The organism is Wenzhouxiangella sp. YN9, from assembly GCF_056324165.1.
This window is the reverse complement of the sequence record NZ_JBJNIP010000059.1, coordinates 56802-70770: the sequence shown is the minus strand read 5'-3', so window position 1 is coordinate 70770 and position 13969 is coordinate 56802. Positions and strand designations below refer to the sequence as shown.

Annotated in this window: 12 protein-coding genes; 5 read left to right on the top strand and 7 right to left on the bottom strand. The window is 65.0% G+C overall.

Annotated features, from left to right (window positions below; translation table 11 throughout):
• The 3 genes from dnaG to rpsU are packed head-to-tail and all read right to left on the bottom strand — an operon-like array spanning position 1 to position 2451.
• Positions 1-1737, bottom strand: coding sequence for a DNA primase (gene dnaG / locus ACEWQ0_RS02905; RefSeq protein ID WP_476484424.1), 1737 nt, complete (start codon positions 1735-1737; stop codon positions 1-3).
• Between the two features lie 13 nt (positions 1738-1750).
• A complete protein-coding gene (locus tag ACEWQ0_RS02900) occupies positions 1751-2197 on the bottom strand; it encodes a GatB/YqeY domain-containing protein (RefSeq protein WP_476484423.1) in 447 nt (148 codons plus the stop codon).
• A gap of 38 nt (positions 2198-2235) precedes the next feature.
• Positions 2236-2451, bottom strand: a complete 216-nt coding sequence (rpsU, locus tag ACEWQ0_RS02895; RefSeq protein ID WP_476482687.1) for a 30S ribosomal protein S21 — start codon at positions 2449-2451, stop codon at positions 2236-2238.
• 60 nt (positions 2452-2511) lie between these two features.
• Between rpsU and tsaD the strand changes: the two genes are divergently transcribed.
• From tsaD to ACEWQ0_RS02875, 4 genes are all read left to right on the top strand, one after another.
• Positions 2512-3513 (top strand): tRNA (adenosine(37)-N6)-threonylcarbamoyltransferase complex transferase subunit TsaD, encoded by a 1002-nt coding sequence (gene tsaD / locus ACEWQ0_RS02890; RefSeq protein ID WP_476482686.1) that lies wholly within the window; start codon positions 2512-2514, stop codon positions 3511-3513.
• A 188-nt stretch (positions 3514-3701) separates the two neighbouring features.
• Positions 3702-4058, top strand: a complete 357-nt coding sequence (gene folB / locus ACEWQ0_RS02885) for a dihydroneopterin aldolase (protein WP_476482685.1) — start codon at positions 3702-3704, stop codon at positions 4056-4058.
• Positions 4055-4552: a 2-amino-4-hydroxy-6-hydroxymethyldihydropteridine diphosphokinase gene (gene folK, locus ACEWQ0_RS02880; RefSeq protein ID WP_476482684.1), complete on the top strand. Its 498-nt coding sequence runs from the start codon at positions 4055-4057 to the stop codon at positions 4550-4552. Before folB ends, folK begins: the two co-directional genes overlap by 4 nt.
• Before the next feature lie 155 nt (positions 4553-4707).
• On the top strand, positions 4708-5268 hold the full coding sequence (locus tag ACEWQ0_RS02875) for a hydrolase (RefSeq protein ID WP_476482683.1): 561 nt from the start codon (positions 4708-4710) through the stop codon (positions 5266-5268).
• A gap of 68 nt (positions 5269-5336) precedes the next feature.
• On the opposite strand, the gene ACEWQ0_RS02870 is transcribed toward ACEWQ0_RS02875, so the two are convergent.
• Complete coding sequence (locus ACEWQ0_RS02870) at positions 5337-6092, bottom strand: pteridine reductase (RefSeq protein ID WP_476484422.1); 756 nt, start codon at positions 6090-6092, stop codon at positions 5337-5339.
• 20 nt (positions 6093-6112) lie between these two features.
• Between ACEWQ0_RS02870 and ACEWQ0_RS02865 the strand changes: the two genes are divergently transcribed.
• Complete coding sequence (locus ACEWQ0_RS02865; RefSeq protein ID WP_476482681.1) at positions 6113-7261, top strand: class I SAM-dependent methyltransferase; 1149 nt, start codon at positions 6113-6115, stop codon at positions 7259-7261.
• A gap of 40 nt (positions 7262-7301) precedes the next feature.
• Here the strand turns inward: ACEWQ0_RS02865 and ACEWQ0_RS02860 are convergent, their stop codons facing one another.
• The 3 genes from ACEWQ0_RS02860 to ACEWQ0_RS02850 form a co-directional block, all read right to left on the bottom strand.
• Positions 7302-9173 carry a M48 family metallopeptidase gene (locus tag ACEWQ0_RS02860; protein WP_476484421.1) on the bottom strand — a complete coding sequence of 624 codons (1872 nt, stop codon included), beginning with the start codon at positions 9171-9173 and terminating at the stop codon, positions 7302-7304.
• Between the two features lie 171 nt (positions 9174-9344).
• Positions 9345-9929: a LemA family protein gene (locus tag ACEWQ0_RS02855; RefSeq protein WP_476482679.1), complete on the bottom strand. Its 585-nt coding sequence runs from the start codon at positions 9927-9929 to the stop codon at positions 9345-9347.
• 36 nt (positions 9930-9965) lie between these two features.
• A complete protein-coding gene (locus ACEWQ0_RS02850; protein ID WP_476484420.1) occupies positions 9966-13934 on the bottom strand; it encodes a sensor histidine kinase in 3969 nt (1322 codons plus the stop codon).
• Between the last annotated feature and the right edge of the window lie 35 nt (positions 13935-13969).

The following is a 13969-nucleotide window of genomic DNA, read 5'->3' as shown; positions in this document are numbered from 1 at the left end:
TCATCTGTCTTGGGTGCGCTCAATCAGCAGCCGGCGCAGCTCGCTGGTCTGGTCTTCATCGAGCCCCCCTTCATTCAGTTGGGCCTGCTGAAGCTCTCGTATTCGTGTCTGTATCATTTGACGACGTATTCTGGCTAGAGTTTGCGCCAGCGCCATCGACATTTCATCCGGATCGGCGATCACGCCACGCACATCCCGGGCCGCCAGACGGGCCATCCAGGGTGCTTCTCGACGATCTCGCCAAGCCTCCAGAAGCATAGCCGTAGAAAACTGGGGCTTGTGACGGCAAAAGTCAATCAATTCGCGCAGAAATTCCACTCCGCGCGGCGTCGCCGGCCCGGCCAACGCCTCTTTTTCAACCTCGGCGGCCAGGCTCGGACGGTGCACAATCAGGGCCACGGCGTACTGCACCGGCGTCAGCGGTCGATCATTCGAGCCGCTGCCCGCGCCCGGGGCCTGCGGCGGTACCGGCGGCTCAGGCTGAATGCGCCCGCCGTGGCCTGCCCGGCGAACCAGCTCGTCGCGCATCATATCGGCAAAAGCGCCCGACGGCAGCTTGGCCAGATAAGGCTCGGCCAGCGCCACCAGGCGCGCGCGACCGTCAATGCTTGTCATGTCCAGCGGCTCGGCCAGGTGGTCGAAAAAGAACGTCGACAGCGGCCGCGCCTCATCAAGTAACCGCGCCATGGTATCCGTTCCGCGGCTGCGCAGCAGCGAATCCGGGTCTTCGCCCTCGGGCAGGAACAGAAATCGCACCTCACGGTTGGATTTGAGTTCGGGCAGCGCTGCTTCCAGGCCGCGCCAGGCTGCCTGGCGCCCGGCCCGGTCGCCGTCAAAACAGAACACTACCACCGGGGAGGCGCGAAACAGCAGGCTCATGTGCTCGGATGTCACCGAGGTACCCAGGGTGGCAACGGCGTTGTCGAAGCCGAACTGGAACAGCGCGGCGGCATCCATGTAGCCCTCGACCACCAGAATACGCGACGGCAGACCGCCGCGGCGCACCTGGAACAGCCGGTAGAGTTCACGGCCCTTGTGAAAGACCGGGGTCTCGGGCGAGTTCATGTACTTTGGCCCGCGCTCGCCCAGGCTGCGACCACCAAAGGCAATCACGCGGCCGCGGCGGTCGTGGATCGGGAACATCACGCGGTCGCGAAACTTGTCGGTCACGCGGCCGTCACGGCGGGTCACCAGACCGGCCTCCTCGAGCTCCTGCGGCCCGAACCCCTCGCTGATGAGAAAGTCGGCCAGAGCCTGCCAGGCATCCGGCGCGTAGCCGATGCCGAATTCATCCACGCTGGCCTTGTCGAAACCGCGTGATTTCAGATAGTGGCGCGCCGGCTCGCTGTGCCCGAGCTGGCGGCGAAACCAGGCCTGCGCCTGATTCAGCGCCTGATACAGACGATCGTTTTTCTTGACCGGAACATGACCGCCCTCACGGGGCACTTCGAGGCCGGCAATGTGCGCCAGCTCCTCGATCGCGGCCGGAAACTCCAGGCCGTCGTGCTGCATCATGAAACCGATGGCCGAACCGTGCGCGCCGCAGCCGAAACAGTGGTAGAACTGCTTGTTGGCGCTGACCGTAAAAGACGGCGTCTTCTCGTCGTGAAAGGGGCAAAGGGCCTTGTGCTCGCCGCGCCCGGCGGGCTTGAGATCAACGCGGGCACCGACAATCTCGACGATATCGGTCCGCTCCAGCAGGGATTCGATGAATTCTTCGGGGATCCGGCCGGCCACGGCAGCGCCGCGCTCAGCCTGCCAGTCGCGAGCGCACCAGCCTGGAGACCTCGCCCATGTCCGCGCGACCCTGCACGCGGGGCTTGAGCAGGCCCATGACCTGGCCCATGGCACTCATTCCGGTGGCCCCGGCCTCGGCGATGGTGGCATCGACAATCCCGGCCAGCTCTTCGTCGGAAAGCTGCTCGGGCAGATAAGGCTCGAGAATCCGGATCTCGGCCTCTTCGACCTCAGCCAGGTCGGGGCGATCACCCGCGCGGTATTGCGCGGCCGATTCCCGACGCTGCTTGATCATCTTCTCGATCAGGGCCAGAACCTGCGTGTCGTCAGGCTCGGCGCGCTCGTCGACCTCGCGCTGCTTGATCGCAGCGGTCACCATGCGCAGGGTCTTGAGGCGTTCCTTTTCGCCGGAACGCATCGCCTGCTTGACGTCATCGTTGATCTGTGTTTTCAGCGACATGACCGGCCCGCTTTGCCGAGAAGTTGCTTACAATGGACTCAGTAGAGCCGCTTGCGGTTCACGCGCTCACGCGAGATCTTGCGCAGGTGGCGCTTGACGGCTGCAGCCTTCTTGCGCTTGCGTTCCTGCGTGGGCTTTTCGTAGAACTCGCGGCGGCGCGCTTCGGACACCACGCCGGCTTTCTCGCAGGAGCGCTTGAAGCGACGCAGGGCGTACTCGAAGGGCTCATTTTCCTTGACCTTTACATTGGGCATTAAAATCCTCTGTCCATAACTTGTGGAAAGCTGACCATTATAAGCCGGCAACCCCCCAACGTGCAAAACATTATTGGCATCGAAACGTCATGCGACGAAACCGGGGTAGCCCTCTACAGCGGCTCTCGCGGCTTGATTGGCGACCTGGTCTACACCCAGGCCGACCATGCCGCTTACGGCGGCGTGGTGCCGGAGCTGGCCTCGCGCGACCATATCCGCAAGCTGCCCGGCATGATCCGCGAGCTGCTCGACCGCGAACGCATGCCTGCCGCTGCGCTTGACGCGGTGGCCTACACCGCCGGCCCGGGCCTGGCCGGCGCGCTGCTGGTGGGCGCGGCCACCGGAGTGGCGCTGGCTGCAGCGCTGGATGTACCCGCAATTGCCGTCCACCACATGGAGGGCCACCTGCTCTCGCCCCTGCTGGAAGAGCCGGCGCCGGAGTTTCCTTTTATCGCCCTGCTGGTCTCCGGCGGGCACACCATGCTGGTCGCCGTCGAGCGCTTCGGCGACTATCGCCTGCTCGGCGAAACCCTTGACGACGCCGCCGGCGAGGCCTTCGACAAGACTGCACGCCTGCTGGGCCTGGGGTATCCGGGCGGGCCGGAAGTGGCCCGCCTGGCCGCAGATGGCAATCCGGATCGCTTCGACTTTCCCCGACCGATGGTCAACCGCCCCGGCCTGGATTTCAGTTTTTCGGGGCTCAAGACGCACACCCGTGAGCTGGCTGCCCGCCTGCAGCCGGAAGACTTTGCCGACGTCGCCGCTGGCTTCGAGCAGGCCGTGGCCGAGACTCTGGCCATCAAGTGCCAGCGGGCGCTGAAGCATACGCGCATGCAGCGTCTGGTGATCGCCGGCGGCGTCAGCGCCAACACCCGCCTGCGCGCCGAACTCCAGCGGCGCATGCCCGGGCAGGTGTATTATCCGTCGCTGAAGCTGTGCACCGACAACGGCGCCATGATTGCCCACGCCGGGTGGTATCGGCGGGGGGAGGCGACGAGAGACGGGATCATCGCAGTCAAGCCGAGGTGGTCGATCGAGCAACTGGGGAAGTGTGAAGTGTGAAGTGTGAAGTGTGAAGTGGGGGGTGCTCGGAGGTGGGTGCCTGTGTTTAGGGGCTGGTGCTAGGTGCTAGGTGCTAGGTGCTAGATGGCAGATGATGGGCTATAACCACTTGTTTTATTAACACTTCACACTGAACACTTCACACTGAACACTTCACACTTCACACTGAACACTTCACACTAATTCCCATGGACATCGTCTTCATCAAGGATCTCGACATCGAGACCGTCATCGGCATCTACGACTGGGAGCGCAAGATTCGCCAGACGGTGCGGCTCAATCTGGAAATGAGCAGCGACAATCGCAAGGCGGCCGCGACCGACCGGATCGACGATGCGCTCGACTACAAGGCGGTGGCCAAGCGGCTGATCGGCTTTGTCGAATCGAGCAGCTTCCAGCTTGTCGAGACCCTGGCCGAGCGCTGTGCGGAAATCGTGCTGGCCGAGTTTCCGGTCGAGTGGCTGCGCCTCGAACTCGACAAGCCGGGCGCGGTCAGGGGTTCGAAGTCGGTCGGCATACGCATCGAGCGGGGGCGACAACCATGAGCATCGTGTATCTGGGCCTGGGCTCGAACCGCGACGCCGAGGCCAACATCCGCGCCGGCGTTCGCGAGCTTTACCGCAACTTTGCCGCCACTGCGATCTCGCCGGTGTACCGCTCGGCCGCCGTCGGCTTTTCCGGAGCGGATTTCCTCAACTGCGCGGCACGCATCGAAACCCGGCTCTCGCCGACCGCGCTCAAGCGCTGGCTGACCGAGCTGGAGGACGCCTACGGCCGCGACCGCAGCCAGCCGAAGTTTTCCGACCGCAGGCTGGATATCGACATTCTGCTGCACGACGACAAGGTCGGGGATTTCGACGGCCTGACGCTGCCGCGCGGCGAAATCCTCAAATACGCACACGTCCTCAAACCCCTGGCCGACCTCGCCCCGGAAGTCGAGCACCCGGAAACGGGCCAGACCTTTGCCGAGCACTGGGAAGCGTTCGAGGGCGATCGCACCTTGCAGCGCATGGAGCTGTCAATCACCAATTCTCAATGACCAGACAATTTTCATTGATGCAATGATCACCCCCCCCCGACGGAAGATACAGCCACCGCCGGCGCGTTTTGACCATTATTGGATCATTGATTCTTGTTGGGTCATTGATTCCTGGCCATTGATAATTCAGCCCGGCACCCGCAGACATACAGGATATGAAGCAACCTCTTATCGACCACCCCACTCCCGAAAACGCCCTGCTCCTGCTCGTCGATGTTCAGGGCAAACTCGCGCGGATCATGCACGAATCCGAGGCGATGATCCGCCAGCAGGGCATTCTGGTCGAGGCCTGCCGGATTCTCGATATTCCCGTTGTCTGGGCCGAGCAGTTGCCCGACAAGCTGGGCCCGACCGTGCCCGAGCTGGCCGAAAAGCTGGATGAATTCACGCCCGGTGCCAAGAGCAGCTTTGGCTGCTGGGGCGACGCGCAGCTGCGCCAGGCCATCCGCGACTCCGGACGCAACCGCATTCTGCTGGCCGGCATCGAGGCCCACGTCTGCGTCTGGCAGACCGCGGCCGCCCTGCGCGTTGAAAACTACGAGGTGCACGTCATCGCCGACGCGATCTCGTCGCGCTCGGCGTTCAACCGCGACATCGCCCTGCGCCGCATGGCAACCGCCGGCGTGCACCTGAGCAACGTCGAAATGGCGCTGTTCGAGCTCATGGGCGACGCCAAGCACCCGCGCTTTCGCGACGTTGCCCGGCTGTTGAAGTAGAGGCTGATGCGTTTCTGATCGCGGTGGCCCTGAGATCGTCCCACCCAGCAGGAGCTTGTCCAGGCAAGTTACATGTTCAGCAGCCGCCCGCCGTCGACAGCGAGGATCTGGCCGGTGATGTAGGGGGCGTCGAGGGCGAGAAAGGCGACGGCACCGGCGATGTCTTCGGGGCGGCCCTGGCGCCCCAGCGGCACGCGCTCGAGGATCTCCCGGCCGGCCTCCGGCGACAGCTCATTTTCCGGCCACAGAATGGCGCCGGGCGCCACCCCATTGACGCGCACTGCCGGCGCCATCTCACGCGCCAGCGAGCGCGTCTGAGCGATCAGGCCGGCCTTGGCCTGGCTGTAGATCGGGTGGTTGCGCAGCGGCACCAGGCCGTGAATATCGACCATGTTGACGATCGCGCCTTCGCGCACCGCCAGCTCTTCTGCACAGGCCCGGGCCAGGAAAAACGGCGCGCGCAGATTGCTGGCCATCAGCTCATCCCACTGCGCCCGTGAGGCCGAATCAAACGGCGTCGGATAGAAAGCCGAGGCATTGTTGACGAGGATGTCGAAACGTCCGAACGCTTCCAGGGCCGCATCGCGGATACGTTCCGGCGCCGCGTCGTCGGCCAGGTTGGCCTGCACCAGGGCGGCTGACCCACGCCGGAGTTCGAGCAACTCATCACGCAGGGCGCGGGCTTCGTCGCCTGAATCACGATAGTGGATGACCACATCGAGGCCGCGTTCATGCAGCTCACGCGCGATGGCCGCGCCGATACGGCGCGCTGCGCCGGTTACAATTGCCACACGTCCACGCTGTGCCTCTACCCTTGCCGTCATCCCGAACTCCCTCTCTGTCGTTGCCCGAGCCGCCCGCCGAGCTGGCGGCCCTGAGCGAACGATTGTGCCGCCGGATCATCGCTGAAATCGAGCGTGAAGGCCCCATGCCTTTCGATCGCTTCATGTCGATGGCATTGTACGAACCGGGGCTGGGCTACTACGTCAACGGACTGCACAAGTTCGGGCAGGCAGGCGACTTCGTCACCGCGCCGGAACAGGGCCGGTTGTTCTCTGCCGCGCTGGCACGCCAGTGCGACCAGGTTGCAAACGCAACCGGTGCAGACTGGACCCTGCTGGAACTGGGCCCGGGCTCGGGTGCTCTGGCGCGTGACCTGCTCGCTGGATTGCGCTCGCCACCGCGCGAGTATCTGATTCTGGAGCCGAGCGCGCCGCTGCGCGAGGTGCAGCGCGAAACCCTGGCCGAGCTGCCGGAACAACTGCGCGAGCGAGTGCGCTGGATCGACGCCCCGCCCGAGGAGTCGTTTGCGGGCATGATTGTCGGCAACGAAGTCATCGACGCCCTGCCCGTGAGCCGATTCGAGATCGGCCCGGACGGCCCGCTCGAGCAGTGCGTGAGCTTTGACGGCGAACGTTTCGGCTGGACCCATCGCCCACCGCAACCGCGGGTCGGCCAGGCGATCAGTGATCTCCAGCGGCAGCTCTCCCAGCCGCTGCCTGTGGGCTACGCCAGCGAAATCGCCGTCGACCTGCCCGGCTGGGTCGACACCGTCACCCGGTCGCTGGCGCACGGACTGGTGCTGTTTGTCGATTACGGCTACCCGCGCGCCGAGTATTACCACCTCGACCGCGCCGAAGGCACGCTGGTGGGCCACTATCGCCATCGCGCTCATTTCGACCCTTTCATCTGGCCCGGCCTGACCGACCTGTCGGCCTTCGTCGACTTCACCGCCGTGGCCGACGCCGGCCACGCAGCCGGGCTGGAAGTGGCCGGCTTCACCACTCAGGCGGGTTTCCTGCTCGCGCTGGGCGCCCATGAAGCCGTGGATCAGGCCGAAGACGACGCCGTCCGCCTGCAGCTTGCCGGTGAGCTCAAGCGCCTGACCCTGCCCGGCGAGATGGGCGAGAAATTCAAGGTCATCGCAATGAGCCGCAACCTCGATACCCGCCTGGAAGGATTCGAGCTGATGGGCCAGCTGCATCGACTGTGATTGCGGTTTACGGCTGTAGGCAAGCGCACCCATTGACCGGCTACTGCATCAGCGGCAGCGGCACGTGCAGCAGGGCGCAGATCACGCGCAGCAGGTCGAGTTCGTCGTCGACAACCTGATCGTCGTCGGCGGCACAGCACAGCAGGGCGGCGACCAGGGCGTGCTTCGACTGGGGCCGCAGTTCATCGAGGCGCCCGAGCAGCTCGTCGAGGCGCTCCACCCCGGCCGCAACCGGCGGCATCGGCGGCACCTGCCCGCTCAGCTCGGACATGCCGGCAGCGAAAGCGGATTCGGCGCCGGCTGGGTCGTCGGGATGGCCGTAGTGCGCCAGTACCGCCATCAGCTCGGTTGCCTCGCGCCTGCGCGAGGCCAGCTTGCGGCGCCCGGCGGCGGCTGATCGCGCCGGGCGCAGGGCATCCCTCACCATCGCGTTGACCAGCCGGGTCAGCGCGTACTCGTGAAGGCTTACCCTGCCGTCGGCCTCGGCCAGAGCTTCGAGCAGGCGCATGAAGGCCAGCAGTTCGGCCTCGGGCCGACGGCGAAGCTGGGGAAAAGCCATCGTGACCAGCGGCAGCCGCATCGAGCGCGGCTGATCGACAAGCACCGCGCGGAGCTGACGCACCTGCGCCTCGCTGTCGCCACCCAGGCTGCGCGCGATCTGCAGCAGCTGGTGCTCGCGCACCTCGTCGTCGGAGCTCAACAGCAGGCTGCAGATCAGCTCCTGCGCCCATTCGTCAGAATGCGCGGCGCGCTCGAGCGGAGCGGGAATGGCGGCCGCCACCATGGCTGCGGTCAGCGCCTGCTCCAGACCCGGCTGGCCGATCTGCTCGGCCAGCCCGCCCAGGTCGGTGACCAGGCGGGCCGGATCGATTCCCTCGGCCGCCTCGCGGGCCTGACGCTGCCGCAAGGCCTCTTCGGCTTCGGCCCGGCGCGCCTGGGCGTGGCGATCGAGCCGGCGCGCGATTTGCTCGAGCTCTTCGGGCCGGAAGGAGGGATCGATCGCCTTGATGCGCTGCTCCAGCGGCGGATGGGTGGCGAACATCTGGTAGCCCATGCCGGGTGAAAACAGCATGTGGCCGATCTCTTCGCTGTCAGTACTCAGAAAAGAGCCGGCATGCAGCGCGCCGATCTTCTTCAGGGCGTTGCCGATACCCTCGGGATTGCGGGTGAACTGCACCGCCGAGGCGTCAGCCAGGAATTCGCGCTGGCGCGAGACGGCGGCCTTGATCCAGCGGCCGAAAAACAGGCCGACGTAGCCGAGCACGACGACGGCCAGGCCGGCCATGACCGCCGGCGCAGCGTTGCGGCTATCGCGGGCATAACGCGCCGAAAAAAGCAGCTTGCGGCCGATGATGGCGATCACCAGAATACCGAACAGGAAGCCGATGAGGCGGATGTTGAGGCGCATGTCGCCGTTGAGAATATGGCTGAACTCGTGGGCGATGACGCCCTGCAGCTCGTCACGGTCGAGGTGTTCGAGCGTGCCGCGGGTAACCGCGACTGCCGCGTCGGCGGGAGAAAACCCGGCGGCGAAGGCGTTGATGCCCTGCTCGTGTTCGAGCACGTAGATCTCGGGCACCGGCACGCCGGCGGCAATGGCCATTTCCTCGACCACGTTGCGCAGCCGCTGCCTGAGCGGATCCGACGGCGAGGCATCGATGCGCGTGCCGCCCAGGGACTGGGCCACCTCGCCACCGCCGCCGCGCATCTGCAAAGTCCGCACTGTGCTCGCCCCCAGGATGATGCCGCCGGTGGCTAGCGTCGCCCAGAACAGGGCGAACGGATCGGGGCCAACGGCGAAAAAGACCAGCGCGTCGACGGCGACGATGATCGCCAGCACCGCCAGGGCGAACATCACCACCAGGTAGGTGCTCTGGCGGCGGGCTCTGTCCTGGTGCTCGAAGAAGTTCATGGCGATCGGGTTTTCGAGTGTTAACTGTTAACTGTGAAGTGTGAAGTGTGAAGAAAACACACCGCAACGACTTCGTTTGAGCCGCCCACAGAACGGACGGCACCATGCGTTCGAAAACATGCAAGAACCCATCCGGCCCCCTTCACACTTCACACTTCACACTTCAAGAACTCATCCAAAGTCGACCTGAACCGCTTCTCGTTTCTGCGGGTCGTCGATCTCGAGGAACTCCGCCGGCTTGAAGGTGAACATGCCGGCGATGATGTTGGCCGGAAAGCTCTCGCGCAGGGTGTTGTAGTTCATGACCGAGTCGTTGAAGGCCTGACGGGCAAAGGCGACCTTGTTTTCGGTGCTGGTGAGCTCTTCGGACAGCTGCATCATGTTCTGATTGGCCTTGAGGTCGGGGTAGTTCTCCGACAGCGCAAACAGCCGGCCCAGCGCGCCCGAGAGCCCCTGCTCGGCCTCGGAGAGCTTGCGCATGGCGTCCGGGTCAGAAGGGTCGGCGGCGGCCCTGCCCAGCTGCTGATGCGCGCCGTTACGGGCCTGGATAACGGCCTCGAGCGTTTCGCGCTCGTGGCTCATGTACTTTCTGGCAACCTCGACCAGGTTGGGAATCAGGTCATGGCGCCGGTTGAGCTGGACGTCGATCTGGGCAAACGCGTTCTTGTAGCGGTTGCGCGCGGCAATCAGGCGATTGTAGATCGTGACGACAAAGAATGCCGCCGCGATCAGGATGATCAGGATTACCCACTTCATGGACCCATGCCTCCCGGGTGATGGCCTGGAGCCAGTTTACTCGCTCCGTGCGGTCTCGTCAGGTGCGCCGATATGCAGATCGAACAGCAGCCCGATGAATCGGCTTTCCACCAGCGGCCAGCGCAAGAACCGGGCATCGTCCGGAATCATGGTGCCCGACCCGCATCGTGACGGAAACGGTGACTGCAGCCAGGCGAGTTCGGCTGCCAGCGGCCGCCAGCGAGCAATCTCCACGGCACCGGGCTGTTCAAGCGTGCGCGGATCGATCAGCAACAGATCGCACGCCTGTAGCCGGCGACGGGCATCGATGACCTCGAAGCCCCAGCGCCGAGCCAGGCCCTGGAGAACACGCCGCGTCGGCGGGGTCACGCTGGCCGCCACCAGGCAGCCCTCGAGCAGGCGGGAAAGCGGTGGGTGATCACGCCCGTGTTCGGGTTGGAGGATCGGCAGACGAATGCGGAAATGGCTGCCGCCGTGGCAGGATTCGAGCAAGTCCAGACTGCCGCCCATGGCGGTGACCAGCCGCCGGCAGATGGCCAGGCCCAGACCCGAGCCGCTGTGAGAGCGGGTAATGGACGCGTCGAGCTGAGTAAACGGCTCGAACAGGCGCTCCCGATCCTCACGGCTGATGCCGGGGCCCGAGTCGGAAACCACCAGCACCAGCCAGCCGTCACTGCCGCGTGCGGCGCTGAGCTCAACGCCGCCCCGCGCGGTGAACTTGACCGCATTGTTGAGCAGATTGCCGGCGACCTGCGAGATTCGATCGGCGTCACCGCAGGCGGCAAGCGGCAGGTCAGCGGCGATTCTCAGGCGCAGATCCAGGCCTTTACGGGCGGCATTGGCGGCGTGCAGGTCGATCAACTGCTCGAGCGTCGCCGCCAGATCAAAAGGCTGGGCATTCAAGCTCAGCCGACCGGCCTCGATGCGCGAGATATCGAGCACATTGTCGATGATTCGCTGTAGCTGAAGGCCGGACTGTTGCAGGGTATCGAGGATGTCCTGCTGACCCGGCTCGGTCTCGGTTTCGTAGAGCAGCTCGACCATGCCGAGGACACCGTGCAGGGGGGTGCGAATCTCGTGGCTCATGGTAGCCAGAAACTCGGACTTGGCGTGGTTTGCCTGCTCGGTGCGCTCGGCAAGGGTGCGCACCCGCTGAAGCAGCAGGGCATTGTGCAGAACCTGACCGGCCATTTCTTCGAGCAAGTGCAGACGCTCCCGGCCGGCTTCGGGCAGCTCGTCTGCCGCCGCCTCGACGAGCACTCGGGCCACCTTGCGGTCGGCCACACGCAGGGTCACGGCCATATCGTCGCTGCCTGCGCTGGCGTCCAGCCGACGCCGCCACTGCTCTCGCGTGAGCCGGTCGGCCTTCGGGTCGCTGCAGATCAGCTCGCGGGGCAGATGCTCGTCCAGATAGCCGAGCCAGGCGCGGCGACCAGAGGTCAGCCGGGCAATCTCCTGCGCGATGGTGCGGGCCAGGGGCATCGGCTCCAGACTGCGATTCAGGCGATCGATGATCTGTCGCTGTTCTTCGGCCTGCGCGCGCTTCTGACGCGCTTCTTCGATGTCGCGCCGACGCTGGCTCGTTCGTCGATACGCTCGCAGGGCCGCGACCAGTACAATCAGTGCTACAAGCACATAGCCGCCCATGGCCCAGGGCGTCAACCACGGAGGCGGGCGCACCGTCACCTCGACGCCGGCGCCTTGCGGACTCCAGGGCCCCTGGGGCGCGGCCGCCTGGACCCGGAAGCGATAGTCCCCCGGAGGCAAATTGGAATAATGCTGGCGAGTCTGTCCAACCAGCTGCAGCCAGTCGCTGTCCCAGCCTTCCAGTCGGACACGATAGCGAGTCCGTTCCGGCGCCAGGTAGCTGGTAGCCAGATAGTCGAAGTCAACATGGTTACGGTCATGTGCGAGCACAACCGCAGCCGCTTCGCCGGGATGAAAGCGGTAGCTGGTCTGGCCGTCATCAAGCGCGGTGACATGCACCCTTGGCGGCTGGTCAACGTCAGTGAGCCTTTGCGGGTCCACCAGGACAATGCCGCCCCGGCCGGCAAATGCCAGGCGACCGTCGCCGAGCAGGGCCGAGGCGCCCTTGCCGAACTCGACTGCCGCCAGGCCGTCGTGTCGCGAGAAATGGCGCAGGCTCTCTGCGGACGGGCGATAGCGCGACAGGCCGCCGGAACGCACCATCCAGAGGTCGTCATGCTGATCAAGCAGAATGTCCATGACGTATCCCGGCTGGGCGCGCTCGCGCAATGAAATGACCCGCTGTCGACGCAATCCGTCCGCCTCCGGCCGCCACTGTTGCAGGCCGTCAGTCGTTGCCAGCCAGAGGTCCCCGCGCCGCCAGAGCCCGGTGACAAATGGCTGTTCCGACTGGATTGACTGTTCCCTGAACCCGTGCTTCTCGCTCCACAGAAACAGGCTGTCGGGCCCCAGCAGCCACCATCGGCCCTGGCCGTCCTGGAACAGGTCGCGGGGCGCATCCAGCGGCAGATGCCGACGCCCCTCGCCGGCGGAATGAAACTGCTCCGACTCGTCGCTTTTCTCATCGTGCCGCCAGAGGCCGGCGTCCCGCGTCAGGATCCACAGCTCGTCGTCTGCCTTGCGCTGCACGCCACGGTAGCTACCGGCACCCGGATTCTCGCGGCGCACCACGATTTGATAGTCTTCGGGTTGCTCGGGTTCGAGGCGCAGAACGGCTTCATGCGCCACCAGATAAAGGCGGTCGGGCTCATGCACAAGGTCGACGATGGCGGTCTGGTACAGCACCTGCCGGGCATCGTCAGGCAGACCGGCTGATTCCACCGGTTTTCCATCGATTCCGAGAAGCCCGAACGCCGAACGCTGGCCACCCAGCCAGAAGCCCTTTCTCGCGGGATCCCAGGCAAGGCTCATCACCTGATCGAGGCTGCGTGCCAGCGGCGACGTTGCCCCCGGGATGGGCTGAAACCTTTCAAAGGCATCAAAGCCGGGGGGAAGGTAGCTTGCGCCACTGTGGCTGCTGGCCACCCACAAGCCGCCTTCATTGTCGACCAGCAGACTGGTGAGGGTGTTCGAGGGTACGCTGTCGGTGAGCCCGGGGAGATGACGGGCGACCTTCAGCGAATCAGGGGATTCAGCTTCCATCCAGTGCAGACCGCCGACGGAACTGATGATCAGATACTCGTCGCTGGGATCAGCCGCTACGCTGGTAATGCCGTAGCCAATGTCGACCAGCTCCCGAGGCTGTGCACGGTTGGCGCTGGTGGTGGGGCCCAGGTCATACAAGCGCATGCCTTCGGTAAAGTAGATGCGGCCCCTCGCTTCGGTCAGATAGATGGTGAACACGCCTTCGCGGGGCGTATGTCGGGTTTCGAAGCGGTCGGTCTCGGTATTGAAACTGGCGATCTGGCTGGTCTGGACCAGCCACACCCGGCAGCTGGAATCGACTTCCAGGTGCAACTGAAAGCCGTCAGGGCTGAGACCGGCCTCAGGGCCTTGAGGGTAGTGGTGCAGCTGTTCGCTGGCGGGGTCGTAGACCGCCACTCCGCCGCGCATGAACGCCATCCAGACCCGGCCGCTGCAGTCTTCCGCCAGTGACCAGATATGCTCATCAGGCAGGGGCCCGCCATTACTGCGCGTATCCAGATGGGTCAGCCGCGCCAGGTCCGGCCCGATCTGGGTCAGGCCGCGATGTTCCACGCCAGCCCAGATCGAGCCATCGCTGTGAGCCATCATCGACATGATGTTGCGGCCCGGCAACGGCGCGGGGTTCTCGGGGTCGCCAGGAATCGCGCGTATCTGCCCGCCCTCCAGGCGCACCAGCCCCCCCTGGGTGCCAATCCAGATGAAGCCATGAGCGTCCTGGACAATGGCCTCGACCGAGCGATCCGGCAGGCCCTCGTTGACGCTGAGGCTGCGAAAGACCGGCCCCTGCTGCACGGCCCAGACCCAGCCGACCGACGCCGACCAGACCAGCAGCGTCAGTGCGAAGCATCTGACGACGCCACAAAATGAAGTCAAGGGGTTCGGGTGCCTGTACGCCAACATGGCGCCAT